This window comes from Tenacibaculum profundicola (genome assembly GCF_057220795.1).
This window is the reverse complement of the sequence record NZ_CM170137.1, coordinates 3992928-4017741: the sequence shown is the minus strand read 5'-3', so window position 1 is coordinate 4017741 and position 24814 is coordinate 3992928. Positions and strand designations below refer to the sequence as shown.

The 24814-nt window shown below is 32.9% G+C and carries 23 protein-coding genes and 1 pseudogene; 3 read left to right on the top strand and 21 right to left on the bottom strand.

The genetic code is table 11. The annotated features are described in order from the left end of the window. Positions 1-229 precede the first annotated feature (229 nt). The 3 genes from AC2TDS_RS16465 to AC2TDS_RS16455 form a co-directional block, all read right to left on the bottom strand. Complete coding sequence (locus AC2TDS_RS16465) at positions 230-1171, bottom strand: alpha/beta hydrolase family protein (RefSeq protein ID WP_484736665.1); 942 nt, start codon at positions 1169-1171, stop codon at positions 230-232. A 444-nt stretch (positions 1172-1615) separates the two neighbouring features. Further along, complete coding sequence (locus AC2TDS_RS16460) at positions 1616-2110, bottom strand: DUF4199 domain-containing protein (protein WP_484736664.1); 495 nt, start codon at positions 2108-2110, stop codon at positions 1616-1618. A 179-nt stretch (positions 2111-2289) separates the two neighbouring features. Further along, the gene (locus AC2TDS_RS16455; protein ID WP_484736663.1) at positions 2290-3072 is read right to left on the bottom strand and encodes a hypothetical protein; all 783 of its coding nucleotides are present in this window, start codon (positions 3070-3072) and stop codon (positions 2290-2292) included. A 454-nt stretch (positions 3073-3526) separates the two neighbouring features. Here AC2TDS_RS16455 and AC2TDS_RS16450 point away from each other — a divergent pair, with 454 nt between their 5' ends. Next, a complete protein-coding gene (locus tag AC2TDS_RS16450) occupies positions 3527-4174 on the top strand; it encodes a hypothetical protein (protein ID WP_484736662.1) in 648 nt (215 codons plus the stop codon). 1195 nt (positions 4175-5369) lie between these two features. Here the strand turns inward: AC2TDS_RS16450 and AC2TDS_RS16445 are convergent. The 4 genes from AC2TDS_RS16445 to AC2TDS_RS16430 form a co-directional block, all read right to left on the bottom strand. Continuing rightward, positions 5370-5579 (bottom strand): hypothetical protein, encoded by a 210-nt coding sequence (locus tag AC2TDS_RS16445; protein ID WP_484736661.1) that lies wholly within the window; start codon positions 5577-5579, stop codon positions 5370-5372. 225 nt (positions 5580-5804) lie between these two features. Next, positions 5805-5933 (bottom strand): hypothetical protein, encoded by a 129-nt coding sequence (locus tag AC2TDS_RS16440; protein ID WP_484736659.1) that lies wholly within the window; start codon positions 5931-5933, stop codon positions 5805-5807. A 229-nt stretch (positions 5934-6162) separates the two neighbouring features. Further along, positions 6163-6528, bottom strand: a complete 366-nt coding sequence (locus AC2TDS_RS16435) for a hypothetical protein (protein ID WP_484736660.1) — start codon at positions 6526-6528, stop codon at positions 6163-6165. 172 nt (positions 6529-6700) lie between these two features. Further along, entirely contained in the window at positions 6701-6829 is a 129-nt protein-coding gene (locus AC2TDS_RS16430; RefSeq protein WP_484736659.1) for a hypothetical protein, read from the bottom strand. Positions 6830-6904: 75 nt separating this feature from the next. On the opposite strand from AC2TDS_RS16430, the pseudogene AC2TDS_RS16425 reads away from it, so the two are divergent. After that, positions 6905-7477: pseudogene (locus tag AC2TDS_RS16425) on the top strand (IS91 family transposase); the annotation flags it as partial. Positions 7478-7761: 284 nt separating this feature from the next. Here AC2TDS_RS16425 and AC2TDS_RS16420 read toward each other — a convergent pair. The 14 genes from AC2TDS_RS16420 to AC2TDS_RS16355 form a co-directional block, all read right to left on the bottom strand. Beyond that, positions 7762-8271 (bottom strand): SMI1/KNR4 family protein, encoded by a 510-nt coding sequence (locus AC2TDS_RS16420; protein WP_484736658.1) that lies wholly within the window; start codon positions 8269-8271, stop codon positions 7762-7764. Positions 8272-8434: 163 nt separating this feature from the next. Further along, the gene (ltrA, locus tag AC2TDS_RS16415) at positions 8435-9805 is read right to left on the bottom strand and encodes a group II intron reverse transcriptase/maturase (RefSeq protein ID WP_484736656.1); all 1371 of its coding nucleotides are present in this window, start codon (positions 9803-9805) and stop codon (positions 8435-8437) included. 655 nt (positions 9806-10460) lie between these two features. After that, positions 10461-11063 carry a hypothetical protein gene (locus tag AC2TDS_RS16410; protein ID WP_484736657.1) on the bottom strand — a complete coding sequence of 201 codons (603 nt, stop codon included), beginning with the start codon at positions 11061-11063 and terminating at the stop codon, positions 10461-10463. 157 nt (positions 11064-11220) lie between these two features. Beyond that, positions 11221-12591, bottom strand: coding sequence for a group II intron reverse transcriptase/maturase (gene ltrA, locus AC2TDS_RS16405; protein WP_484736656.1), 1371 nt, complete (start codon positions 12589-12591; stop codon positions 11221-11223). Between the two features lie 520 nt (positions 12592-13111). Continuing rightward, positions 13112-13708 carry an ankyrin repeat domain-containing protein gene (locus tag AC2TDS_RS16400; protein ID WP_484736655.1) on the bottom strand — a complete coding sequence of 199 codons (597 nt, stop codon included), beginning with the start codon at positions 13706-13708 and terminating at the stop codon, positions 13112-13114. Positions 13709-13857: 149 nt separating this feature from the next. Further along, complete coding sequence (locus AC2TDS_RS16395; protein WP_484736654.1) at positions 13858-14706, bottom strand: DUF1444 family protein; 849 nt, start codon at positions 14704-14706, stop codon at positions 13858-13860. Between the two features lie 67 nt (positions 14707-14773). Beyond that, positions 14774-15556, bottom strand: a complete 783-nt coding sequence (locus AC2TDS_RS16390; protein WP_484736653.1) for a hypothetical protein — start codon at positions 15554-15556, stop codon at positions 14774-14776. Positions 15557-15722: 166 nt separating this feature from the next. Next, positions 15723-16193 carry a hypothetical protein gene (locus AC2TDS_RS16385; RefSeq protein ID WP_484736652.1) on the bottom strand — a complete coding sequence of 157 codons (471 nt, stop codon included), beginning with the start codon at positions 16191-16193 and terminating at the stop codon, positions 15723-15725. 43 nt (positions 16194-16236) lie between these two features. Continuing rightward, the gene (locus tag AC2TDS_RS16380) at positions 16237-16440 is read right to left on the bottom strand and encodes a hypothetical protein (RefSeq protein ID WP_484736651.1); all 204 of its coding nucleotides are present in this window, start codon (positions 16438-16440) and stop codon (positions 16237-16239) included. A gap of 801 nt (positions 16441-17241) precedes the next feature. Then, positions 17242-18120 (bottom strand): M57 family metalloprotease, encoded by an 879-nt coding sequence (locus AC2TDS_RS16375; RefSeq protein WP_484736650.1) that lies wholly within the window; start codon positions 18118-18120, stop codon positions 17242-17244. Between the two features lie 550 nt (positions 18121-18670). Then, positions 18671-19786, bottom strand: a complete 1116-nt coding sequence (gene leuB, locus AC2TDS_RS16370) for a 3-isopropylmalate dehydrogenase (protein WP_484736649.1) — start codon at positions 19784-19786, stop codon at positions 18671-18673. Positions 19787-19844: 58 nt separating this feature from the next. Then, positions 19845-20429, bottom strand: a complete 585-nt coding sequence (leuD, locus tag AC2TDS_RS16365) for a 3-isopropylmalate dehydratase small subunit (RefSeq protein ID WP_484736648.1) — start codon at positions 20427-20429, stop codon at positions 19845-19847. Continuing rightward, a complete protein-coding gene (gene leuC / locus AC2TDS_RS16360) occupies positions 20429-21811 on the bottom strand; it encodes a 3-isopropylmalate dehydratase large subunit (RefSeq protein WP_484736647.1) in 1383 nt (460 codons plus the stop codon). Before leuC ends, leuD begins: the two co-directional genes overlap by 1 nt. Beyond that, positions 21811-22986 carry a 2-isopropylmalate synthase gene (locus AC2TDS_RS16355; protein ID WP_484736646.1) on the bottom strand — a complete coding sequence of 392 codons (1176 nt, stop codon included), beginning with the start codon at positions 22984-22986 and terminating at the stop codon, positions 21811-21813. The genes leuC and AC2TDS_RS16355 overlap by 1 nt, the downstream gene beginning before the upstream one ends. A gap of 132 nt (positions 22987-23118) precedes the next feature. Here AC2TDS_RS16355 and AC2TDS_RS16350 point away from each other — a divergent pair, with 132 nt between their 5' ends. Continuing rightward, a complete protein-coding gene (locus AC2TDS_RS16350) occupies positions 23119-24681 on the top strand; it encodes a hypothetical protein (protein ID WP_484736645.1) in 1563 nt (520 codons plus the stop codon). The last annotated feature ends 133 nt before the right edge of the window (positions 24682-24814 follow it).

The window sequence follows — 24814 nt, the reverse complement described above, 5'->3', positions numbered from 1 at the left end:
GCAATCATCCTCAGCAACTTCTATCATACATTTCGAGGTTACTTCTATTTTTTTTTAGAAGCCATATCAACTATTATTTTATCATTCGTTTACTTAAACCTTAAACATAAAAAACCACCTTAAAAAAGGTGTTTTGCGTTACGTTTAATTATATATTTTATTCCTTATGTGCCCAACAATCATAAAGCGTTAGCCTATTGGGTCGCTATATTATGCTTAGTTATTAAGGTTAGTTTTTTATCCATATAACTGCATTTTTAGACATTTTTATATAGTCATGTCCTACATTTCTGATTGTGTCCACTTCCCAATTATATTTCCAGTTTTTTTGAACTGCTAATTTCTTGTTTTTTTTATAAAAATTTGTTCCACGCTCTAATCTATGAGCTCCCTGTTTCATTGCTAAATCAGTTGTTCTGAAAGTTCCTAAACTTTGGTCATTATCTAACTCTCCCAAAAGAATAATCAACCTTTTTTTATAAGCTTTTTGTATATCGGAGTTTAAATTTATTTCTGTTTTTTTCAATCCATAAGGAAACTGTACGTTCTCATTTGGTAAACTATAAAAGCCAGAATTAGCAGAAATAGCAGTTCCGATTCTAGATTCCGGCATTAACATTATCATTCTATGAACAAATTGTCCACCGGCTGAATGTCCAAAGATGTCATAATTTTCATTCGTAATACTATTAATTGATTTGATATGGTCAAATATGTTTTCTACTACCGTATATGCCCATTCCTCTTTCGGATTTTGTGTTCCGAAAAAAGTAAATAAATTACCTTCCTGATAATCGTTGGTGGTGTACTTTGAAAAATTATTTTCGAATTCAGGTGCTACTATTAGCAAGTTATTCTTGTTGGCTAATTCAATCCAAGCATTAAGATAATCGCCCGCATTTCTGCCTCCTCCATGCATAACGAAAACAATTTTATCTTCATTTTTCCAATTATTTGGCTTATAAGTCCAAACTTTAATAGATTTCCTATTACTTTGCTTGTATGCATAAATAACAAAGGAGTCCTTTCCTTTCTTTATTGGTAAAGTTTTCGTGATTTCTGGCCCTTTAGGAAGTACATAGAGATACGTATAACCTGTAATTGAAAGAAGTAAAACTATGGATATTGTGTATATTGTTATTCTTTTTAAGATTCTAAAAGTTTTATTCATTTTGGATAAGTCTATTTTTTAACCCAAATTTGAAGTTATATTCATGATTTCAAAATTTTATTTTTCCGAATTGTTGATATTTAAGGTTGAACCGTGTTTTTAAATTAACCCGTAGAGTAGCGCCTGATGACTATCTATACATTTTTATATTCCTTGTTTCACCAAAAAAACAAAACAGCTATCAGCCCCCCTTCATCAAACCGTACATGAAGTTTTCCCTCATACGGCTTACCGAATAGAGTTCTTCATGCTGCTTACGAGAGTGTCTTTAAGCGAGCATACTTTTCTATGTCTAGAAGATTATATAATCTAACTAATGTCTCATAGGGACACTGACGAAGCTTCAGGTGCAAAAACAGCACCAACTTATCATTTTACCCCTTGCTGTAAACGAGGCAAATAGGCTTAACCTATCGGCTGCCATATCCTTAATTGTATAGGTGTTTAATTGACATCAGATTCCATCTTTTTTCTTGTAAATATTGCTACAATTGCGGTTGTCAAGACTCCCATAATTGGTGCGCCAATAAGTCCTTGAATTATATAGTTTTTTAAATTAAAAAAATTCATAGCATCATCTTTAGACATCAATTCATTTTCAACAGCATAATTAATTACATTCGAAAAATAGTTGGGTGTTATAATTGTTGATGTAATATATTGTGATAATGGGACAAGAAGGGTAACGGTAAACGTGATAATTAGCCCACATATGAATCCCTGTTTATATGTCAGAGTTCCATTGTAATAATTTTGTCGTTTATCAAGAAACGCAAAGACATATATGAGTATTGATGGAATCGCAATAAAGTTGGTATAAATTGCATGTTTTTCAATATGTTCATCATGAAGGCCTAATAGACGTTCTGAAAGCATCCATAAAAGGCTCATTATAGTGAAAAAAAATGCCCATTTTATTTCTAGTTTAAATTTACTCATATTCTATTTTTATATTAATATCATAGTAGAGTAGCGCCTGATAGCCATCTCTATATTTTTGTATTACTTGTTTTACCAAATATACAAAAGCAGCACCAACTTATCGTTTCACCTCTTACTGTCAACGGATCAGTCAACAGGCCATATAGCGTTAGCCTATCGGCACGCCATATGCTTAGTTATTGGCAGCTGTTTTTTATATATTCTTCAATCTGTTTTTGGTCATTCAAATCATAGTATTCAGATTTAAACCAATCAACTCCTATGAAATCATATCGATTTCCAAATTCACTTAGCCCTTGTTTTAAATTCTGTCTTTCTAAATCGGTTTCTGTATGACCTGTTAACCATATATTTTTCAGTATGTCAGATTCAACCTCAAGAATTACAGCGAATTTGTTTGAACCAAAACCTAATGGCGCTTTATCTCCTTCTAGGAGTCCAACATCTTGCATGACAACTTTTTCAATTTTCACCAGTCCAGAATCTCTAAAGATCTCGATTGCCTGACTTTGTGGAATTTGCTTGTCGGTTGTCTTTACTGGCTTTTCTCCAATAACTGTAATATCCGTAAATCCAGTTCCGTCAAAATGTTCCTGCCCAAATTCGTCAATTCTCGTAGTTTCATTTTGAATGAACTCCAAATTCTCTTTGGGAAGCAATTCAATCATTAGATAATCGTCTTCCCACATATGAAGCACATCAGCATGTTCATATGGCTTCTTATCTTTTGGTTGAAGTCCGAAGAATTTTCTAAAGTTCATTTTAATAGTTGCGTAGAGTAGCGCCTGATAGCTATCTCTATATTTTTGTATTACTTGTTTTACCAAATATACAAAAACAAAATAGCTATCAGTGCCCCCTTCATCAAACCGTACATGAAGTTTTCCCTCCAGCTTTCGATAATTAACAAGGTAATTAAAGGATGTTTCTACCAACGTGAGTTCGTTATAAAATAACATAAATAGTCAATAAAACAACTCATTACGAAGCTTATTTTAGGCTGAAATAATCATTTCGTTTGAAGAGACTTCCGCGAAAACTACCGTTAGAAACTAACCAATATTCACTTACAAAAACAGCACCAACTTATCGTTTTACCCCTTACTGTCAACGGATCAGTCAACAAGACATATAGTGTTAGCCTATCCGTACGGCATATGCTTAGTTATTGTACACCGTTAATTTTCAAATATTTTCTTTATTTCTTCTTTAGTCATTATCTTTAAATTCAATTTAACTTTTGCTTTATTCTTTATTTTATTTAGAATGATACTACCTGCAAACCAATTGTTTTCATATTGATGTCAGTATTTATTTTTTTCGGTATTTAGCTGAATTTTGGTATTTTTGACAACCCAAAATTTATTTAAAAAATTGCGGGTTTTAAATAATTTAATTTGTAAATCATACTCTATGAAACGTCTACTATTATTACTACTAGTATTGCCTTCGTTTGTGATGGCCCAAGAAAAAATTGGTAACAAAATCTATAAATACGGCGACCTCTACCACTCAATAGAGGGGGCTACCCTCATTTCATTTGATGAGGCAAAGGCAAAATTGATGAGTAAAACTCTGGAATACTTCTCTGAGGCTGGAGCAAATATAAAATCTTACAATTCTCTTTTTTTTCCAGGCACTGAAATATCTGAAGATACTTTTACAAGTACACTTGATAAAAATAATATCCAAACCTTAATCTCAGTTGATGTTATTGATTCTTCAGAGGCAACGATGAGCAGAACCACCTCCAATGCGTATGCTTCGGTAAACAATAAAAGAGAAAGATCTAGCTCTTCAACTAACAATGGATGGACCGGAACATACAAAGGAAATTCTAGCTCTGCATCTGGCTCAGTGAGTACAACAAAAAACGTTAATTTCATTACAGAAATGAGTTTGCGTTTAACTATTTTTTCCAAAAAAGATGGCTTTAGTGCCCCTGTTGCTGTGGTTGAAGGAAGGGCGACAAATGGCAGCCCAGATACGAAGCCCGATCAACTTGCTAAGCGAATTGTGAGAAGGATGGTCAAAGCCTTAGTTAAGCAAAATGCTTTTTAGCACTTGAGTTACGGGTTTTCTGGTACATAAAAAGCTTGTAGGCGCCCCATAAAAAAAGAAAGATACTTATGGCTGCCCTATACCAAAATGACCTAGGGGCTTCGGTTTACTTGAGTCAATCCAATCGCCTTATTTGATGCACTAGATTCTAAAAACTCTCAGATAGACCCTAAAATGAAATATAATGATCGGACGGCTTTATTGAACTGTACATCGATTTGGTTTAAGCCGTCCGTTAGCGTTTGGTATTATCGTTCAAATTGTCGCGAATGGTTTCGTATAACCGTCAGTTAATTTTTAAACTTACTAATTTTTTTTAAGCAACAAAGTTTAAAAGTTCGATTGGTTTACTTGAACAGTTCGCACGTCGCACTCTTGTTGGAAGTAGTCGAATCCACTGGCACTTGCGCAGCGACTGAAGCCAGTAAACTCCGTTTGTACAATATTTTAATTAATTTCTTTATTCCAACTTTTGTTATAATAATATCAGATGGAACACTAAATTCAGTTGCCTCATTCATTTTTACTCCTTGATAGCTTTTTCATAATGACCTAATATTAATGTTTTACTAAGATGTTATTTTTCTTCGTTTTCTTAAAGAAAGGCTCTGAAAATTTCATTTCCTTGTTGATATTCCCAAATGCCAATAAAAATCTCCTGAGCTTGTGTTTGATCGTAGCTGATACTTAAAAAAAGTAAGAATATGTATTTTATATTTTTCACTTCCTATTTATTTAATTGCTACAAGGCTTTCTTCAATATGTGAATTTTCTTCACTTGTACAAGCTTTAAATAAAATTAATGTAAAGCTCAATATAAATGTTAGAAGAATTCTTGATTCTATTATTCATAGTATTTGGTTTAATTGTATAGCGTTAAAAATTATTTTCTACTCTTTCGATTCTCGTAGCTCGGTTTACTTTTTTTTATTTCGGTTTCAGATTTCACATTCCTGATTTTGGATGGTCAGTCCGTTTCTCGACCTTTATGTTTGGTTTAATCACATACAACTAGTGAATATACGCAATTGCACATATTTCGCTTTAAAATGTAAGTATTTAAATGGTTGGATAAAACTTTTATCCTTTGAAAACAATGGCTACCAGTGATAAATGTAATTTTAAGCGGTTTCTAATTTCTTAATTTTTTAAACTAAAAAATTAAGCGTCTATTGGACGGATAACTATAGTTTTTTTACTTTAGATTATAAGTTTCATGTTCAAAATTTCCTGTTTCCTCTTTACAATTAACATCAAATCTAATCTTTATAATTCCAGAGTTTTTACCTTTTTTTACGGTAATATATTCTTTCTGATATTTTTCCTTTATTGCAAAAATTCCACCTTCATAATCTAGTCCTGTTACATAATAAGGTTTAAGAACTCCTAAACCACATAATTCCAATTCTCCAGATTTTCTATTGCAACAAAAAATGTTATGATTATTAAAATACAAACTAAACTTTTCATCTTTCTCAAATGGTGTAGTAGAGTAGCGCCTGATAGCTATCTCTATATTTTTTTTTATTACTTGTTTTACCTAATATACAAAAACAAAATAGCTATCAGTGCCCCCTTCATCAAACCGTACATGAAGTTTTCCCTCATACGGCTTACCGAATAGAGTTCTTCATTCCGCTTTCGAGAGTGTCTTTAAGCGAGCATACTTTTCTATGTCTAGAAGATTATACAATCTAACTAATGTCTCATAGGGACGCTGGCGAAGCTTCCGATGTGCTTTTCGACCTTTTCTTTTCATCCATTTAAACAGTTGGTAATCCAATTGTTTCTTAAAAAGTAACAAATTATAAACTAAGACACATAAAAATAGCTAAACTTCTCTTAGAAAATAACGAATCTTCAATTACTAAAATAATACAAAATTATCGTTTTACCCCTTACTGTTAACGGATCAGTCAACAGGACATATAGCGTTAGCCTATCGGCACGCCATATGCTTAGTTATTATACAATGTTATTTCATTCCACTATTTCCGTTCAATAATAATTTCAATTTCTTTAAAGTCGATTTTCTTTCCAAAAAAATACCCTGCAAAAAGGCTTCGTTTTTTTATAACTAAAGTGTTTTGCTTTTCAAATTCAATTTTATATTTACCACCTTTGTTAATGGTAAAAGAAAAGATCTTTTTTGTTCTCTTTTTTCTAAAATAAGATTGATATTTTAGCATAACTTCTTTTGGTCTGATCTTTTTATTTTCAACATTTTCTTTACTCAAATAAAAGTTGAATTTTCCTAAATCAACATACCAGCCTCCAATTACATATACATCGTAAATTCCCATAGATAAATCTATGATGTTTTCTTTCGTATTAATATTTATAGGTTCAAACACGTCTTTTGTTTTAAGAGTCTCGAATATTGTAGTAGAGTAGAGCCTGATAGCTATCTCTATATTTTTGTATTACTTGTTTTACCAAATATACAAAAACAAAATAGCTATCAGTGCCCCCTTCATCAAACCGTACATGAAGTTTTCCCTCATACGGCTTACCGAATAGAGTTCTTCATTCCGCTTTCGAGAGTGTCTTTAAGCGAGCATACTTTTCTATGTCTAGAAGATTATACAATCTAACTAATGTCTCATAGGGACGCTGGCGAAGCTTCCGATGTGCTTTTCGACCTTTTCTTTTCATCCATTTAAACAGTTGGTAATCCAATTGTTTCTTTATAACCTTGATCGTTTCCCAAATATGGGTCGTTTTACTTATTTTAGAGGTGTCTTTGTGGCTAAACTACGAAAAGTAATTCCAGATGTAGACCAATCATTATATGATGATTTGTTTAAAAATAAATGGGGTGTTTATGCAAAGCCTCCCTTTGGAAAACCAGAAAATGTAATAGAATATTTAGGGAGATATACTCATAAAATAGCCATTAGTAATCACCGAATAATAGCTATTAATAAAGAAGATAAAACAGTGACTTTTCGTATCAAAGACTATCGTAAAAATGGACAAAAAACCATCCTAACTTTAAAGATTAAAGAGTTTATTCGACGGTTTCAATTGCATATTCTACCCAAAGGATTTACCAGAATTAGACATTATGGAATTTTAAGTAGTAGTTGAAAAAAAGTAAAGTTACCAAGATTACAATTGCTATTAGCAGATAAAGAGCTAGATACTATTGACCTATTTATCCCTACTGAGAAAAGTGTACACAGATGTTGCCCGAGTTGTAAAAAAGCAAGCTTAATTACATTGCTAACTTTTGGCTCTAGAGGGCCTCCTAAAAATTATAAACAGTTGGCTAATCAGAAAATTCAAAAATATATGACTTAAAAAATGACACTAAAAAGTGTCCTAGACAATTAATGCCTATACTTAAGAAAAAACCAAATAAACAAGCAGATTAAGCTATGAATTTTACAATCAGAAAGAAAAAGTAACAAATTATAAACTAAGACACATAAAAACAGCTAAACTTCTCTTAGAAAATAACGAATCTTCACTTACTAAAATAATACAAAATTATCATTTTACCCCTTACTGTTAACGGATCAGTCAACAGGGCATATAGCGTTAGCCTATCGGCACGCCATATGCTTAGTTATTGTGTGTAGTGTTTATTCATCAAATGCATCTCCAATTTTTTCAAATTTATCCTCAATCCAATACCAAGAATCTCCTTTCCCTTTTGAATTATATAATTTCCACAATAGTTCTGTAAAATTGAGAGCAACAATATCGGACATTCCTTGTTCACCGTGAATGTCAAGAAAACTGTCATAACAATTTCCTCTTTTTTTATCCGTTAAGTCAATGCTGATATATTGAGACGACCATTCACTTTTTCCAATTAAAAACCATTCATTCGTGATGTCTCCATCAAGTTCTTCCCATATCACATCATCTTTTGGGTATAGATATTCATTGGTGGATATAAATTCTTCTTTTCCTATTATTTTAATACCAAAAGATTCATTTTCAAATAAACTAACTCCGTTAGTCAGTTTAAAGAATAATTCTAAATCATCGGGTATTTTTCTGTCAATTATTAATTCCGAATTAGGTTTGAATATTTGACAATTATTGTCTTTAGATATTAGTTCTAAAATCTTTTTTAAATCTTTCAATTTCGTTTTTTTTCATTACACAGTAGAGTAGAGCCTGATAGCTATCTCTATATTTTTGTATTACTTGTTTTACCAAATATACAAAAACAAAATAGCTATCAGTGCCCCCTTCATCAAACCGTACATGAAGTTTTCCCTCATACGGCTTACCGAATAGAGTTCTTCATTCCGCTTTCGAGAGTGTCTTTAAGCGAGCATACTTTTCTATGTCTAGAAGATTATACAATCTTACTAATGTCTCATAGGGACGCTGGCGAAGCTTCCGATGTGCTTTTCGACCTTTTCTTTTCATCCATTTAAACAGTTGGTAATCCAATTGTTTCTTTATAACCTTGATCGTTTCCCAAATATGGGTCGTTTTACTTATTGAGTAATAATTCAACCAACCTAGAATTACCTTATTTAGTTTCCATACAATCCAGGGTATAGTCCAATGCCGTCGTTTATATAATGTATCCCGAAGCTTTCGGAATAGTTTACTCCGTGACTTATTACTAGGACGAATATTGGTATACTTCTTTTTGTTCCAACTAAATTTCGAGCGTATACTCCTAATTTCAAATCCTAGAAAGTAGAGACTGCTCTTGCTCGTATGTAATAACTTGGTTTTATTCGGGTTTAATCTTAATCCCATATTCGATACTATTTTACCTAGATAACTTAGTATATCTTTACTGAAATACCATTTCCCCATTAGAAGAAAATCATCTGCAAAACGTACTATACGAATTTGTGAGTGGGCAAATTTACCTTTTGGATTTGTTACTATTTTGTCTAATTCATGCAAGTAGATGTTTGATAGTAGTGGAGAGATTACCCCTCCTTGTGGGCTTCCTTGTTTACTCTTTAATAACTCCTTTGTTTCTAATTGAATAGGAGCTCTTACCCATTGGTGAATTAATCCAAGTATCGAAGTATCTGAAATCTTTCGCTTTAAGCAAATAAACAGGCGGTCATGAGGGATACTATCAAAGTACTTCGATAAATCTGCATCCAGTACAAATTGATACCCTTCGTAGATATTTGTCTTTACCTGCTTTATTGCGTCTTTGGCACTTCGCTTGGGCCTGAACCCATAAGACGTAGCTATAAATTCAGTTTCCCATAGCGGTTCTATGGCCATTTTTACTGCCATTTGAACTATCCTATCTTTTATGGTAGGTATTCCTAATGACCGAAAAGATCCTTTCTCTTCTTTTGGTATCAAAACTCGTTTAATTAAATTGCTTCGGTACCGTTTCTCCCTTAATTCATTTTGTAAGTTTGTTAAGTAAGTCTGTAGACCTGATTGCTCGATACTAGCAATACTAACACCATCTACTCCCATTCCTTTTGTGTAGTTTTGTTTAACTCGATAGAATGCAGTGATTAGAAAATAGTCTAAACATATTTTATCATACAAACTATGTGCTACAAAACTGCTATCTCTCTTGGCTGTAATGTATAGCTTCCTTTGAAAAACACGAACTTTCTCATCGCATTGCGATGGACTTACTAATAGATTTTCATCAATATAGGTCGTTCTGTTTTTCATATAAGCTTCTCTAAAGTAGAGCCCCTTTCCTAAATAGGGTTATGTTGTCCCTATAATTATCGGTACTATGAGCTCCTCCGACTTCTCTTATAACCATTGCTGGATTTCGTAATACTTATACCAGCATGTTTTGCCTTGCCAATGCTTATTATAAGAGACCTCCCACGTTCCGTATAAATCCATCTATAATCACGCCATCCCTATGACTCCGGCAACTCTTCCATAGTCTCGCGACTGTTTATCCTATGGAAGTGACAGGGTTCGAAGACCGTCAAAACTCTCCCCAAATTGCGAGTACACCTATCGAAGCTACTATGGGTTCACGTATTACACATTACGGCTTGATTATTTGTCCTCTAGAGCTTCAGCAAAACCCTCACGAGTCTAACTGTCTAGATTCCTTCAGAGTGAACAGCCAATTACTCTGGTGGGATTTACACCCACTGGATTTACACAACTTCGTGGCACACCAACGTTAAATATATGGCAAGTTGGGTAGAAAACAAGTAATTATTCTTGGTTTAGCCACAAGCCAAATCTTTTTCTTTTGTTTTAATTTCTCTTATTTAATACCAAATCAAAAGATTTGGAGACTTTGCAAATAGACAGCAACCTTTGGGTTAAAAACTAATCGCCCAATTTGCTATATATAGTGTTAGAGCAAGTCATTTTTCATTTCGCGTAAACTTATTTTATCTTTAATCTTTTCTTTTTTTACGCGTCCAATTTTATCTCCTTGCCCAATTATTTTAATTATCCTTTTAGGTTTTATGGAATTGGAAATTACTATTTGTAAATGCTCCATTGCTAAATTTACAAATTCAATATCAGTCAATCTTTTACTTAAATTAACAGTTTTTTTGTTTACTTCGTTTTCTCCAATCTTGATTAAATCTGTATAAGTTAAATTGAAATAGTCTTCCCTTGAGTTAGCTATGAATTGACCAAGTTTACATAAAAAAACATTTTTGAATTCCGCTTTTAGCGTTTTCAAATCTGTTATATCCTTTTCAAATTTGTCTATGTTAGTAGCTCCAATCCAATCACCAAAATACGCTGGCATATCAGATTCTTGAAGTCTAAAAATAAAGCCATTATATTCTTTTTTGTCTGAAGAATTAAATATGTCAACCCAAAATTTGTCTACATAATGATTACCTGTTAAAGGGAAACAATATAATCCGTTTTTATTTTTACGGATTCCGTTTTTTTTTATCCTTTTAGTATTTTTTACTGGCGTCCAGTGTATTGCTAACATTTTTTACTATTTGCTCGTAGAGTAGAGCCTGATAGCTATCTCTATATTTTTGTATTACTTGTTTTACCAAATATACAAAAACAAAATAGCTATCAGTGCCCCCTTCATCAAACCGTACATGAAGTTTTCCCTCATACGGCTTACCGAATAGAGTTCTTCATTCCGCTTTCGAGAGTGTCTTTAAGCGAGCATACTTTTCTATGTCTAGAAGATTATACAATCTTACTAATGTCTCATAGGGACGCTGGCGAAGCTTCCGATGTGCTTTTCGACCTTTTCTTTTCATCCATTTAAACAGTTGGTAATCCAATTGTTTCTTTATAACCTTGATCGTTTCCCAAATATGGGTCGTTTTACTTATTGAGTAATAATTCAACCAACCTAGAATTACCTTATTTAGTTTCCATACAATCCAGGGTATAGTCCAATGCCGTCGTTTATATAATGTATCCCGAAGCTTTCGGAATAGTTTACTCCGTGACTTATTACTAGGACGAATATTGGTATACTTCTTTTTGTTCCAACTAAATTTCGAGCGTATACTCCTAATTTCAAATCCTAGAAAGTAGAGACTGCTCTTGCTCGTATGTAATAACTTGGTTTTATTCGGGTTTAATCTTAATCCCATATTCGATACTATTTTACCTAGATAACTTAGTATATCTTTACTGAAATACCATTTCCCCATTAGAAGAAAATCATCTGCAAAACGTACTATACGAATTTGTGAGTGGGCAAATTTACCTTTTGGATTTGTTACTATTTTGTCTAATTCATGCAAGTAGATGTTTGATAGTAGTGGAGAGATTACCCCTCCTTGTGGGCTTCCTTGTTTACTCTTTAATAACTCCTTTGTTTCTAATTGAATAGGAGCTCTTACCCATTGGTGAATTAATCCAAGTATCGAAGTATCTGAAATCTTTCGCTTTAAGCAAATAAACAGGCGGTCATGAGGGATACTATCAAAGTACTTCGATAAATCTGCATCCAGTACAAATTGATACCCTTCGTAGATATTTGTCTTTACCTGCTTTATTGCGTCTTTGGCACTTCGCTTGGGCCTGAACCCATAAGACGTAGCTATAAATTCAGTTTCCCATAGCGGTTCTATGGCCATTTTTACTGCCATTTGAACTATCCTATCTTTTATGGTAGGTATTCCTAATGACCGAAAAGATCCTTTCTCTTCTTTTGGTATCAAAACTCGTTTAATTAAATTGCTTCGGTACCGTTTCTCCCTTAATTCATTTTGTAAGTTTGTTAAGTAAGTCTGTAGACCTGATTGCTCGATACTAGCAATACTAACACCATCTACTCCCATTCCTTTTGTGTAGTTTTGTTTAACTCGATAGAATGCAGTGATTAGAAAATAGTCTAAACATATTTTATCATACAAACTATGTGCTACAAAACTGCTATCTCTCTTGGCTGTAATGTATAGCTTCCTTTGAAAAACACGAACTTTCTCATCGCATTGCGATGGACTTACTAATAGATTTTCATCAATATAGGTCGTTCTGTTTTTCATATAAGCTTCTCTAAAGTAGAGCCCCTTTCCTAAATAGGGTTATGTTGTCCCTATAATTATCGGTACTATGAGCTCCTCCGACTTCTCTTATAACCATTGCTGGATTTCGTAATACTTATACCAGCATGTTTTGCCTTGCCAATGCTTATTATAAGAGACCTCCCACGTTCCGTATAAATCCATCTATAATCACGCCATCCCTATGACTCCGGCAACTCTTCCATAGTCTCGCGACTGTTTATCCTATGGAAGTGACAGGGTTCGAAGACCGTCAAAACTCTCCCCAAATTGCGAGTACACCTATCGAAGCTACTATGGGTTCACGTATTACACATTACGGCTTGATTATTTGTCCTCTAGAGCTTCAGCAAAACCCTCACGAGTCTAACTGTCTAGATTCCTTCAGAGTGAACAGCCAATTACTCTGGTGGGATTTACACCCACTGGATTTACACAACTTCGTGGCACACTAACGGTTAATGTAAAATGCGTTTTAATGCATTTTTACATAGTGTTGTGCTTAGTTTTCTTTATCAAATTCTCTTAAATAGTCGATTACTTCTTCTTGTTGATGAAAAACGGCAAAATCTAAAGCTGATTGTCCTTTTTTAGGTTTTACTATACAACCAGATTCAACTAAAAATTCAACAGTTTCAATATTTCCATTAGCCGATGCGTGAATTATAGGTGTTGAGCCATTTATGTCCGTATCATTTATATCAGCACCATGTTTAAGAAGCACCCTAATTTCTTCAGTATTACCAGCAATACTTGCAAGAATAATAGGTGATTGTCCATTAGCATCTTTAAAATTTAAATCTGCACCATTCTCGATCAATTCTAAAACAGCTTTTCTATTACCAATAAAAGATGCAAAACATAAAGGGGTCCACTTATTAGTATTAGATGCAACTCTTTCCGTTTTTATCAGCTTGTCAATTTGCTCATTGGTTTTCAGCTCTTCTATTATTGCACTCACCTTAAAACCATGATGGTAAAGCATTGCCTCAATAAGTTCTTCCTCTTTATCGCTTCTTTGTTCATTTGGTCGATTTGAATTACAACCAATCGTAAATAAGGTGACTACTGATAATATGAAGTATTTGATTTGTTTCATTTTTATTAAGCACAACGGTTGGGGTATGGTTTGTTGTGGTGTTTTGGCCCTAATTTAGCAAATAAAATCTAGACTTTGGTTCAACGGTTATTTATCCAAAAAAGAACTTCAGCAACAATAAACTATACCCATTGTTAGCCACTGTAATTTTATATTTTTTCAAACTTTGTATCATTCCATTTATAAAGACTGGTTGAAATTGAATGATTCCCAGTTTCAAAACTCTCTTTGATAGTTTCTTTAAGTTTTTCAATAGCTTCTTTATCATTTGAACCTGTAATGAAGACTAAATCTCGATTTGGAATTGCGATTACAATTTCTCCGTTCACATCAAAGTTCTCTTTAGTCCAAATGTCAGTCATTAACATTAAACTAACTTCATAATCTCCACCTGCAATCAGTCCGAAATTTCCATTCTCTCCAATTTTCTCAATTTTCGGTAATACATTGTTTAGGTTATTAACTGAAAATTCCAAAAGGGTATCCTTTGAAATTTCAAGTTTTTCAAATTCCTCGTGGTTAAAATAATGGATGCTTTCTTCTCTGTCCTCTGCGTAAACTATAATCAAGTCCTTGTTGTATGGCTCCCAAATTAATTCTGGTATTTTATAATCTTGAACTGAATTTCCAAGTGTTTTTAATTGTTCAAAATAATCACTCGGTTTAATGATTGGAACAATTCGATTGACGTTTATTTCTTTGCTTTTGTTATAAACATCGCACGAAGCATTAGAATATCTTTCAATGACTTCATCTATTTCTTTTAGGTCAAGTTTATATTCGCGATATGAGTTGTCTAAATAATGAGTTACTTCTCCGTTTTCTCCGTAAGTCGCTTTGAGCACTAATGGTTCAACTATTTCATAGTTTACATTAGGATACTTCTTTTCCATAACCTTGATGTACTTTTTTGTGTATTGACTTTCCGTCAAAACTTTTGGTTGTTTAGAACATCCTGTAATGAATAATCCAAGTATTATGTGAAGTAGTTTTTTCATTATTGTGGCTAACGTTTTGGCTAAGCTGCGTTTTAATGCAGTTTAGGTGGTGTTGTAAATAGTTTTATCAGTTTATGATTTCATCAAGTCTTTTATTAGAGTCAAAATCAAATCTATTTTTTTTAAAATTAATATTCACATAGTCAAAAATATTCCTATCTGTACTAAAAAATCTATTTTTCAATGTTCTTATGTAAATATTTTTACTTTTATTTTTACTTAATGATTTTAAAATTTTATTTAAATCTCTAGCTTTCATTTTTTTATCAGGAGTTATTATATAATTTACAAAAGGTATTTCTTCTTTCGTATAATATTCCTCAAATTTATAAGTCAAAGAATCAAAAGATTTTAGAGTTTGTAACCCCTCTAATTTCCATGATTCAATCAAAAGAGTTTTATTTTCTTTAGAAAACCCAATATTTATATATTCATTTAAATTGTGTCTAAAATTATAAACAGAATCTTTTTTTATGTTTTTAATTTTTAAAAAGTCGATTTTAAGTTCAGTTTTGTAATCACTTATTTTATCGCAATTTTGTTTTCTTTCTAGTTTAATTTTTTTGCCAAGAGAATTTTTAATGTATACATTGCCATTCTTAATTTCATAGTAAAAATCATAAATTCCACATGCTTGTGCGTAAATTTCTATTTTCTTTTCATTTCCAAAATGTTTTCCATTACTAGGCTCTGAATTAAGAGATGATATCATGAAACAAAGACTGTCATTCTCTATATCTAACCTATATTCATAATTTTCTAAACCTTTAGAGTGCCAATGACCATTCAAATCTTTCTTACAACTAAAGAAAGAAAAAGCTAATAGGAGGATTAGAAAATACTTTTTCATAAATATTTGCAGTTTTTGAAATTATTTACAACGGTTTGAATATGGTGCGTTTGGCTTTTCAACGCCCTAAACTTTCAAGTTTCCACTATGTTTATTTATTTTTACCTCACTCCAAATTTAGTACTTTCTGCCAAATGCACTATATTTTTTGTTGTGCCGTCGTGCTTTATTTCTTTATCTGTGTTAGTATTTCATTTTTAAACCAATTCAAATCATTTTCTGATTGAAATGAATCAATCGGGATATAGATGAATTGATTCTTTGCAATAAACAGCAAATAAGTATTCTTAATCAAATCGACTTTAATAAAATGTTCAATCTTTATTGGAGAACTAGTATCATCATCAATTACACCATTAATTTTCCCCTTTTCTATTTCATAGTGCCTTTCAAGTAGAAATAATTTATTGTCTTTGGAATTAGCGTAACGCCAAAATTGCCAAACTAATAGAATGGGATAAACTATCGCCATACCTGTGAAAAAGTATTCAAATTCACCATAATCGCCCATTAACCACATAATAATTGCTAAACCCCAAATCCAAGCAATCAACCACCACCTACGCTTTACATATCTTGTAATCAAGATACTAAAATATTCTTTCGCTGTAAGCTTTACTTTTTTTGTTGTAATCATTGTTTTATATCTATTCAATCACGAACCTAATTAAGTTTAAATTTCAAAAAGGTAAATCATCTAAATCGGTATTTTCAAGAGAATCAAGTTCTTCGATATTTTGCTCATTGCATTTATCATTAGAATCTTTTTCACTACTCATTAAATGATAGTCTCCATTCAAATAAAAATCAAAATCAGTCGCATTTTTCTTATAAAACTCATCCGATGGAATGCCTTCAATTACATAAATCCTGTGATATTTCATTTTCCCTCCGACAAAGTATGCTTCCTTTATAAATTCACGACCATTTTTATCTCTATGTATCTTTGGCTTCTTTTTATTTTTCACTTATTCGTAATCCTAATTTATTAGTACAGCCTAAAGTTTCTTGCATGCGGCTCAACTAGTGTATATGCACAATTGCGCATATCTACCTTTCAAATATAAGTAAATAGGGCTGAGATTAAAAGTGTTTTTAGGGTTGATTGTATATCTAGTTTTAAGTTTAACATCTGATTACTAAAATTTCATTGATTTCCCCAGTATTTATACTTCTATATGAAATAAACATGAGTATAATCCCAAAGAATATATCATGTTAAAAGATAATAATATGTTTACAAATAACCGTTTTATAAACGTTTATAAACGTTTATAAACGCTTATTATAATTTACTTGCCACAATTATGTCCTAGAACTTTTCCGCTTTTAAGGTATCGGAGAACCTACAATTATGTTAGCCTTGTATAATTATATGTATCATGTACTTAGGTTTTTCATTTAACACGAATATGCAAAAGAAATTCTATTGTAACGATTCTCAGGGAAAGTTATACTAGTTATTGTTTGAATCTACTGTAAAAGAAAATGGTAAATGGTAATACACGATCATTTCCTTGAAGTAATGCTTGTGCGCCAATTATATCTCGGCTGTTTACCCTAAACAATTATGGTCGGAAAATTAACATCAGATATCGTATAACCTCATCCGTAACAACCGATACACAAAACCAATAAAAAAACCACCGAAGTATCGGTGGTTTGTACTCTATTGGTTGAGAACCTTAATATAAAGTTTGTAACGCTGTAATATCATTAGCATTGAACTCCCCATCTTCACTAGAGCTAAAACAAGCCAACATAATAGACGTAGAATCATAACCCGTTGGAGTACCTGAAACATGATTTGCTCCTACTCCAGCATCCCCTTCATTGGAGTTTTGTCCACAACTTTGGCGACTAAACCAATCTGTATGTCTAAAACCAACTGAATGTCCAATTTCATGTGTAATTACATGCTCATTAACGTTTGTATCATACCCTGATAACCCGTAGATTTGAACCCACTTGTAAGGAAGTCCACCGCTAGGAAAACCAGCACTTCCACCAGCTCCTGAAGAAGTAGGATTATGGTAAACTACCATATCTTTACTTTGGTAACTTGTTCCAAAAGTTAATGTAAAACTAATCGATACACTACTTAGTCGATTGTAATTATTCACGGCCCACTGTAAAGCTGTTTGTTCTTTACTAGAAAGACCATAACCACCACCTCCAGTATATCCAATAATAGAAATATTTCTACCTTGTGACACTAAACTGTTGGTAGCGTACTGACGCCCAGCAATATCTCCATTTCCAGCATCTTCTTTTAAGGTTGCCAATGTAATTAACTCTTTCTCTGTCATTACAATATCTTCCTCAAAGAATAAGCGTTCTTCAGAAGTTCCATCAGGAAAATAAAAGTTATCATAACGAATGTGATCTATGTTCAGATCCAACTTCACTGCCGCTTCAACAATATGCTTAGGAATAGGTTTTGTTAAAGAAGTTTGTACATCTGGTGTATTAGATTCGTTAGTTTGTTCATTGTCATTTGAACATGATGTGAATAGCACACCTACCGACAAGCCCAGAATTAGGGCAAATTTCGATTTTTTCATAATATTAGTTTAATTATTTAGAATGGGTTTTAAATCACTGTAAACCTACATCTTACATAAAGGATATCCTAAAAAAATAACAATAATTTAATATTTAAGTTAAAAAACTGAGAAAAACCAACTAGCCAGCGTTTGCTATTTACCATTTTTTTTCGTAAAAAGAACAGTATAAGTACCCGTATTGGTGTTTAAAAAAGAGCATATACATTCAAAAATAAACTTCCCTATACATTTTATATCGATTCTTAGGTAAGAATACTGAATCATTTCCTTGCAGTTGTACTTGTGTTTTATACCAGTTATTGTTTGAATTTACTGTAAAAGAAAATGAGTGTTTTTTTTTATAAAATAGAAAAGGAAAAAAGGACGTTTTACTACGGTAAATTCAAATGGTATTATACCTATTGTAATTTCAAGTTATGGACATACCTGAGTATAACAATTATGGATCAATTCTCTCTTTAACGCAATAGGCACCATAAAAACGACCCTTAAACTCCTGTGTGCAAAGAAGTTTAGGGTCATTGATATAATTAATGTAATGAGATAATTATATAATAGTACTTTGTCCCATATGAATATTTTGAAAATTAATATCACTGTCTTCTTGATTTTGAATATAATCAGCGATAAAATCACCCACCTTACTTGTAGAAAATGGTTTTTCAGAATTGATATCTTCAGTTGTAATTCCAAGCTCTAGTGATTTTTGTACAGCGCTATCAATAGCGTCTGCTTCATCCTGTAAGCCTAGATGCTCCAGTAGCATTGCTGCGGATAAAATTGACGCTAAAGGATTGGCAATATCTTTGCCTTTTGCTTGTGGAAAAGAACCGTGTATAGGTTCAAACAAGGCATTTTCTTTACCTACAGAAGCAGATGCTAACAAACCAATTGACCCTCCAATTACACTTGCTTCATCCGATATAATGTCTCCAAACAAATTTTCGGTTAAAATCACATCAAATTGTTTTGGATTTAAAATCAACTGCATCGCTGCATTGTCGACAAATAAAAAATCCAACGCAACATCTGGATATTGACCTGCCATGGCAGTCACTGTTTTCCTCCACAACCTAGACGTTTCCAATACATTGGCTTTATCAATTAACGTTAATTTCTTTCGTCTATTCTGAGCTGATTGAAAAGCCAAATGCGCAATTCTTTCTATTTCTTCAACAGAATAAGAACACCCATCAAACGCAATTTTTCCATCATCGCTAAGTTCTTTTATTCCAAAATAAATTCCTCCGGTAAGTTCTCTAAAAATACTGATATCTGTGCCCTCGATTCTATCTTCTTTTAACGGTGAATTTTGAAGTAACTTATCATATGCTTTCACAGGTCTTATATTGCAAAACAATCCGAGTTCTTTTCGCAAACGTAATAATCCCTGCTCGGGACGCACTTTGGCGCTTGGGTCATTGTCATATTTAGGATCGCCAATTGCACCAAATAACACCGCATCTGCTTTTTTACATAATTCAATGGTTTCGTCTGGTAATGGGTCTCCTGTTTTATCAATAGCGCACGCTCCCATTAGTGCTTCTTCATATAAAAAAGTATGATCAAAAACATCTGCAATAGCATTCAATGCTTTTTTGGCTTGAGCTGTTACTTCTGAACCGATCCCATCGCCAGGTATTACCGTTATTTTTACTTTCATCTCTATTATTTTTAGGTGGGTTATATTTTATACTGCAAACAGTGATATCGCATACTATTTATATCAAGTTGCTTACTTCAAATTTTTCTATTTCTAATTTCTTACTTACTAAAAAGTCAATATCATCATAGCCATTTAACATACATACCTTTTTATAGGAGTCAATTTCAAACTCTATACTTCCAATAGAGCTTCTAACAATTTGCTCTTCTAAATCAATTAAAATTCTTGTCGTTGGATCAATGGTAACAATATCTAATAATTTAGCTAAAAAGTCTTTCGGTACTTGTACTGGTAACAATCCATTGTTTAAGGCATTTCCTTTAAAGATATCAGCGAAAAAACTACTAATAATTACTTTAAACCCATATCCATGTAGCGCCCATGCAGCATGTTCTCTACTAGAACCACAGCCAAAATTGTCTCCTGCTACTAATATACTTCCCTTATAAATAGGTTTATTTAAAACAAAATCTGTGTTTAAACCACCCTCTTTATCATACCTCCAATCTCTAAATACGTTATCTCCAAAGCCCTTTTTATCTGTTGCTTTTAAAAATCGAGCTGGTATAATCTGATCCGTATCTATATTCTCCGTAGGTAACGGTACTGCTGTATCTATTAATTTAACAAACTTATCCATTAATTTAAGTACTTTGTAAAGTTTACGATTTTTCCCTCTACGGCAGTTGCCGCCGCCGTTAAAGGACTGGCTAAAATAGTTCTAGCTCCTTGGCCTTGCCTTCCTTCAAAATTTCTATTAGATGTTGAAACGCAATACTCCCCTTCTGGTATTTTATCATCATTCATGGCCAAACATGCCGAACAACCAGGTTGCCTCATTTGAAACCCTGCCTCTTCAAAAATTTCTTGCAAGCCTTCTTCTACAATCTGCTTAGCCACTTGCTGTGACCCCGGAACCAACCATGCATTCACATTAGCCGCCTTTTGTTTGCCTTTAACATACTTTGCTGCTACTCTAAAATCTTCAATTCTAGAATTTGTACAACTTCCGATAAACACATAATTAACCGTTGTATTCACCATACTCTCCCCCTTCTTAAAGTTCATGTATTGCAATGCTTTATCAAAAGAAGAATCTTTTCCTTCAGGTATTTTATCAGAAATTTTTATCCCCATACCTGGGTTTGTACCGTACGTAAGCATCGGTTCAATATCTTGAGCATCAAAATAATACTCCTGATCAAAAGTAGCATCATCATCGGTTTTTAAGGTTTTCCAATAGGCCACTTTTTGGCTAAACTCCTCTCCTTTCGGTGCAAACTTCTTTCCTTTTACATATTCAAATGTTGTTTCATCCGGAGCAATCATACCTCCTCTTGCTCCCATTTCAATACTCATATTACAGATAGTCATGCGGCCTTCCATCGACATTTCCTCAAATATATTACCCGCATATTCACAAAAATACCCAGTTCCTGAGTTTGTTCCTAACTTGGCTATTATATATAAAATTACATCTTTAGGCAGCACTCCGTTCTTAAGTTTTCCGTTCACATTTACACGTAAACTTTTCGGTTTTTCAATCAATAAACACTGACTTGCAAATACCTGCGCCACCTGACTTGTTCCGATTCCAAAAGCAATAGTTCCAAAGGCTCCGTGTGTTGAAGTATGGCTATCACCGCATACCATCGTCATTCCAGGCTGTGTTATTCCTAATTCAGGAGCCATCACATGCACTATTCCATTATACTGGTGTCCTAGACCATACAATGTAATATCGTGCTTCTCACAGTTCTTTGTTAATTGTTCCAGTTGATTTTTAGATAAAGTATCCTTAATCGGTAAATGCTGATCAACTGTAGGTGTATTATGATCAGCTGTAGCTACAATTTTATCTGGTCGTGCAATTGGGATACCACGCTCTTCCAGTTCATTGAAAGCCTGCGGGCTTGTCACCTCATGAATAAGGTGTTTATCTATATATAGAATTTGAGGACCGTTGGGTATCCTTTCAACCACATGCGCATCCCATACCTTGTCAAATAATGTTTTCCCCATTAGGCTATCGTTATTTTTGAAATTTTGTTTACTTTCTTCATTATTCGATGAATATCTTCATCTATTACTTCCTTCTGTACATCTGCAAACTGTAAAAAGGTTTTATATGCCGAATCCAATTGTACTTTTGTTAGCATATAGCCTATTTTCTTTGCTCTATAGGCTAAGGCCGCTCTACCGCTTCTTGCTGTTAACACAATAGCACTTTCTGTAACACCTACCTCTTTTGGATCAATAATCTCGTATGTTTCTCTATTTTTTATAACGCCATCTTGGTGTATTCCAGAACTATGTGCAAAGGCATTCGCTCCTACAATTGCTTTATTTGGCTGGACCATCATTCCCATTTTTTCACGTACCATTAGGCTAGTATCGTACAACATCTTTGTATTAATATCTGTTTGTAAATTCAAATACGGATGCTGTTTTAAGATCATCACAACCTCTTCTAAAGCAGTATTTCCAGCACGTTCTCCAATACCATTAATAGTACATTCTATTTGGCGTGCTCCATTAATGACCCCCGCTATAGAATTTGCCGTCGCTAAACCTAAATCGTTATGACAGTGACATGAAATCGTTACATTATCTATTCCTGCTACATTTTCTTTTAAATACTTTATTTTGGCTCCGTATTCTTCTGGCAAGCAATATCCTGTGGTATCAGGAATATTTAAAACCGTGGCACCTGATTTTATCACTTCTTCACAAACTTTAGCTAAAAACACATTATCAGTTCTTCCGGCATCTTCCGCAAAAAACTCAACATCATCTACAAAATTTCTAGCGTATAAAACCGCTTCTTTTGCCCTATAAATTACATCGTCTTTTGAGATATTAAACTTGTGCTTAATATGTGAATCACTTGTTCCTATTCCTGTATGAATTCTTGGTTTTTTAGCAACTTTTAACGCTTCTGCAGCTACTTCAATATCTTTTTTCACTGCTCTAGTTAAACCACAAACCGTTGCGTTTTTAACTAATTTCGAAATTTCATTTACAGAAGTAAAATCGCCAGGACTTGAAATGGGAAAACCAGCTTCAATAACGTCAACTCCTAAAAAATCTAACCTTTCAGCTATTATTAATTTTTGTTTTGAGTCAAGCTTACATCCGGGCACTTGCTCACCGTCTCTTAACGTGGTATCAAAAATTTGAACTTTATCATTTGGCATATTCTGAAAACTTTTGTCTTATTATAAAATCAAATGTATATATTGGAATTTCTAACCAATCCTTTTACAAAGCCTTGGCTACGAGATTTAAAAATCTAAAAAAATAGACAAAATACTGATTATCAGTTGACTATGAACACAACAATTACATCAACCAATCAACAAAACGATGCGCTTTTTATTTTAATAAAGTCGCTATCTAAGTCTGAAAAGCGACAATTTAACCTTTACATTGGTCGTTTAGGAGGTAATATTGATGCTAAATTTTTTGCGCTTTTCAAAATTTTAGAAAAACAAAAACATTATGATGAAAAAGACATTATAAAAAGCGGTGTTGTAAGCAAACAACAACTGTCAAATTTAAAAGCGCATTTATACAAACAAATTCTAACAAGTTTACGTTTAAACCCAGCTCATAAAAACATTCGAATCCAGATTAGAGAACAACTCGATTTCGCCACTGTGTTATACCAAAAAGGGCTGTACAAACAAAGTTTGAAGCTTTTAGACAAAGCAAAAAATATGGCTATTGACAGTGAGGAAAAAAACATAGCCTACGAGATCGTTGAGTTCGAGAAAATCATAGAAAGTCAGTACATAACCCGAAGTATCAACACTAGAGCCGACGAACTCACCATTCAAGCAAAAGAATTAAGTCAGCAAAATGTAATCACCAGTAAACTGTCGAACTTATCACTACAGCTATATGGCATTCTCTTGAAAACAGGCTACGTCCGAAATGATGAAGAGCTTAAAAAAGTAAATGACTATTTTTATGCTAGGATTCCAAAGTACGATTTTAAAACGCTTGGTTTTCGGGAAAAACTGTGGTTATACAAAGCCAACTTGTGGCATAGTTTTTTAACCCAAGATTTCTTGCAAAGTTATAAATATGCGAATAAGTGGATCTCCTTGTTTAAAGACAATGATAGAAATATTTGTTTGCACCCTGTTTTCTATTTAAAAGGAATTAATTACTTATTAGAAAGTTTATTTTTCATTAAACATTACACCAAATTTAAAGAAGAATTTTATTGCTTAGAAAAAGATATAGAAACTCAAAGAATTCCTAAAAACAGCAATACAGAAATTCTTATCTTTCAATATTACTACGCCAATAAATTACATTTACATTTTTTAGAAGGCACTTTTAGTGAAGGCGAATATTTGGTAGCGATCATCAACCAAAAAATTGAAAAGTATAGAACCCTTTTAGACAATCATCATATAGTCGTTTTATACTATAAAATCGCTTGTTTATATTTCGGAATGGGGGAAAATAAAAAATGCATTTTTTACTTGAATAAAATTATAAAATCTAAAAACCTTCACGTAGCTGAAGACCTTCAATGTTTTGCTAGAGTGCTTAGCCTTATTTCACATTACGAATCTGGGTTGGATTATCACCTAGAGGTTCAATTTAAAGACACGTATCGTTTTCTATTGAAAATGGAAAATCTTCAGGAAGTACAGAAAGAATTTATTTCTTCTATAAAAGCACTAGGAGATGTTTACCCACATCAAATAAAAAATGAGTTCAAAAAAATTTACAATCGTCTTAAAGTTTTCGAGTATCACCCTTATGAAAAACGAGCTTTTTTATATCTAGACATCCTTTCTTGGCTTGAAAGTAAAATAGAAAATACAACGGTTTCGCAAATTATTCAAAAAAAATTCAAACAATTAAATAAATAATAAAAAATCATTTATATATTTGACGCCATGTTACTTAACGAAAGAAATATAATCATCCAAATTATCGCTACTTCTGTAGTGGCTTTCGTTGGCACCATTATTACTACTACAGGTATTACCCTTTAGGGGGTCA

Bases quoted from the DNA above. Each gene is read 5' to 3' on its own strand.
- AC2TDS_RS16465 (WP_484736665.1), bottom strand. From the start codon at position 1,171: ATGAATAAAACTTTTAGAATCTTAAAAAGAATAACAATATACACAATA.
- AC2TDS_RS16460 (WP_484736664.1), bottom strand. From the start codon at position 2,110: ATGAGTAAATTTAAACTAGAAATAAAATGGGCATTTTTTTTCACTATA.
- AC2TDS_RS16455 (WP_484736663.1), bottom strand. From the start codon at position 3,072: ATGTTATTTTATAACGAACTCACGTTGGTAGAAACATCCTTTAATTAC.
- AC2TDS_RS16450 (WP_484736662.1), top strand. From the start codon at position 3,527: ATGAAACGTCTACTATTATTACTACTAGTATTGCCTTCGTTTGTGATG.
- AC2TDS_RS16440 (WP_484736659.1), bottom strand. From the start codon at position 5,933: ATGAAAAGAAAAGGTCGAAAAGCACATCGGAAGCTTCGCCAGCGTCCC.
- AC2TDS_RS16430 (WP_484736659.1), bottom strand. From the start codon at position 6,829: ATGAAAAGAAAAGGTCGAAAAGCACATCGGAAGCTTCGCCAGCGTCCC.
- ltrA (WP_484736656.1), bottom strand. From the start codon at position 9,805: ATGAAAAACAGAACGACCTATATTGATGAAAATCTATTAGTAAGTCCA.
- AC2TDS_RS16410 (WP_484736657.1), bottom strand. From the start codon at position 11,063: ATGTTAGCAATACACTGGACGCCAGTAAAAAATACTAAAAGGATAAAA.
- ltrA (WP_484736656.1), bottom strand. From the start codon at position 12,591: ATGAAAAACAGAACGACCTATATTGATGAAAATCTATTAGTAAGTCCA.
- AC2TDS_RS16400 (WP_484736655.1), bottom strand. From the start codon at position 13,708: ATGAAACAAATCAAATACTTCATATTATCAGTAGTCACCTTATTTACG.
- AC2TDS_RS16395 (WP_484736654.1), bottom strand. From the start codon at position 14,706: ATGAAAAAACTACTTCACATAATACTTGGATTATTCATTACAGGATGT.
- AC2TDS_RS16390 (WP_484736653.1), bottom strand. From the start codon at position 15,556: ATGAAAAAGTATTTTCTAATCCTCCTATTAGCTTTTTCTTTCTTTAGT.
- AC2TDS_RS16385 (WP_484736652.1), bottom strand. From the start codon at position 16,193: ATGATTACAACAAAAAAAGTAAAGCTTACAGCGAAAGAATATTTTAGT.
- AC2TDS_RS16380 (WP_484736651.1), bottom strand. From the start codon at position 16,440: ATGAAATATCACAGGATTTATGTAATTGAAGGCATTCCATCGGATGAG.
- AC2TDS_RS16375 (WP_484736650.1), bottom strand. From the start codon at position 18,120: ATGAAAAAATCGAAATTTGCCCTAATTCTGGGCTTGTCGGTAGGTGTG.
- leuB (WP_484736649.1), bottom strand. From the start codon at position 19,786: ATGAAAGTAAAAATAACGGTAATACCTGGCGATGGGATCGGTTCAGAA.
- leuD (WP_484736648.1), bottom strand. From the start codon at position 20,429: ATGGATAAGTTTGTTAAATTAATAGATACAGCAGTACCGTTACCTACG.
- leuC (WP_484736647.1), bottom strand. From the start codon at position 21,811: ATGGGGAAAACATTATTTGACAAGGTATGGGATGCGCATGTGGTTGAA.
- AC2TDS_RS16355 (WP_484736646.1), bottom strand. From the start codon at position 22,986: ATGCCAAATGATAAAGTTCAAATTTTTGATACCACGTTAAGAGACGGT.
- AC2TDS_RS16350 (WP_484736645.1), top strand. From the start codon at position 23,119: ATGAACACAACAATTACATCAACCAATCAACAAAACGATGCGCTTTTT.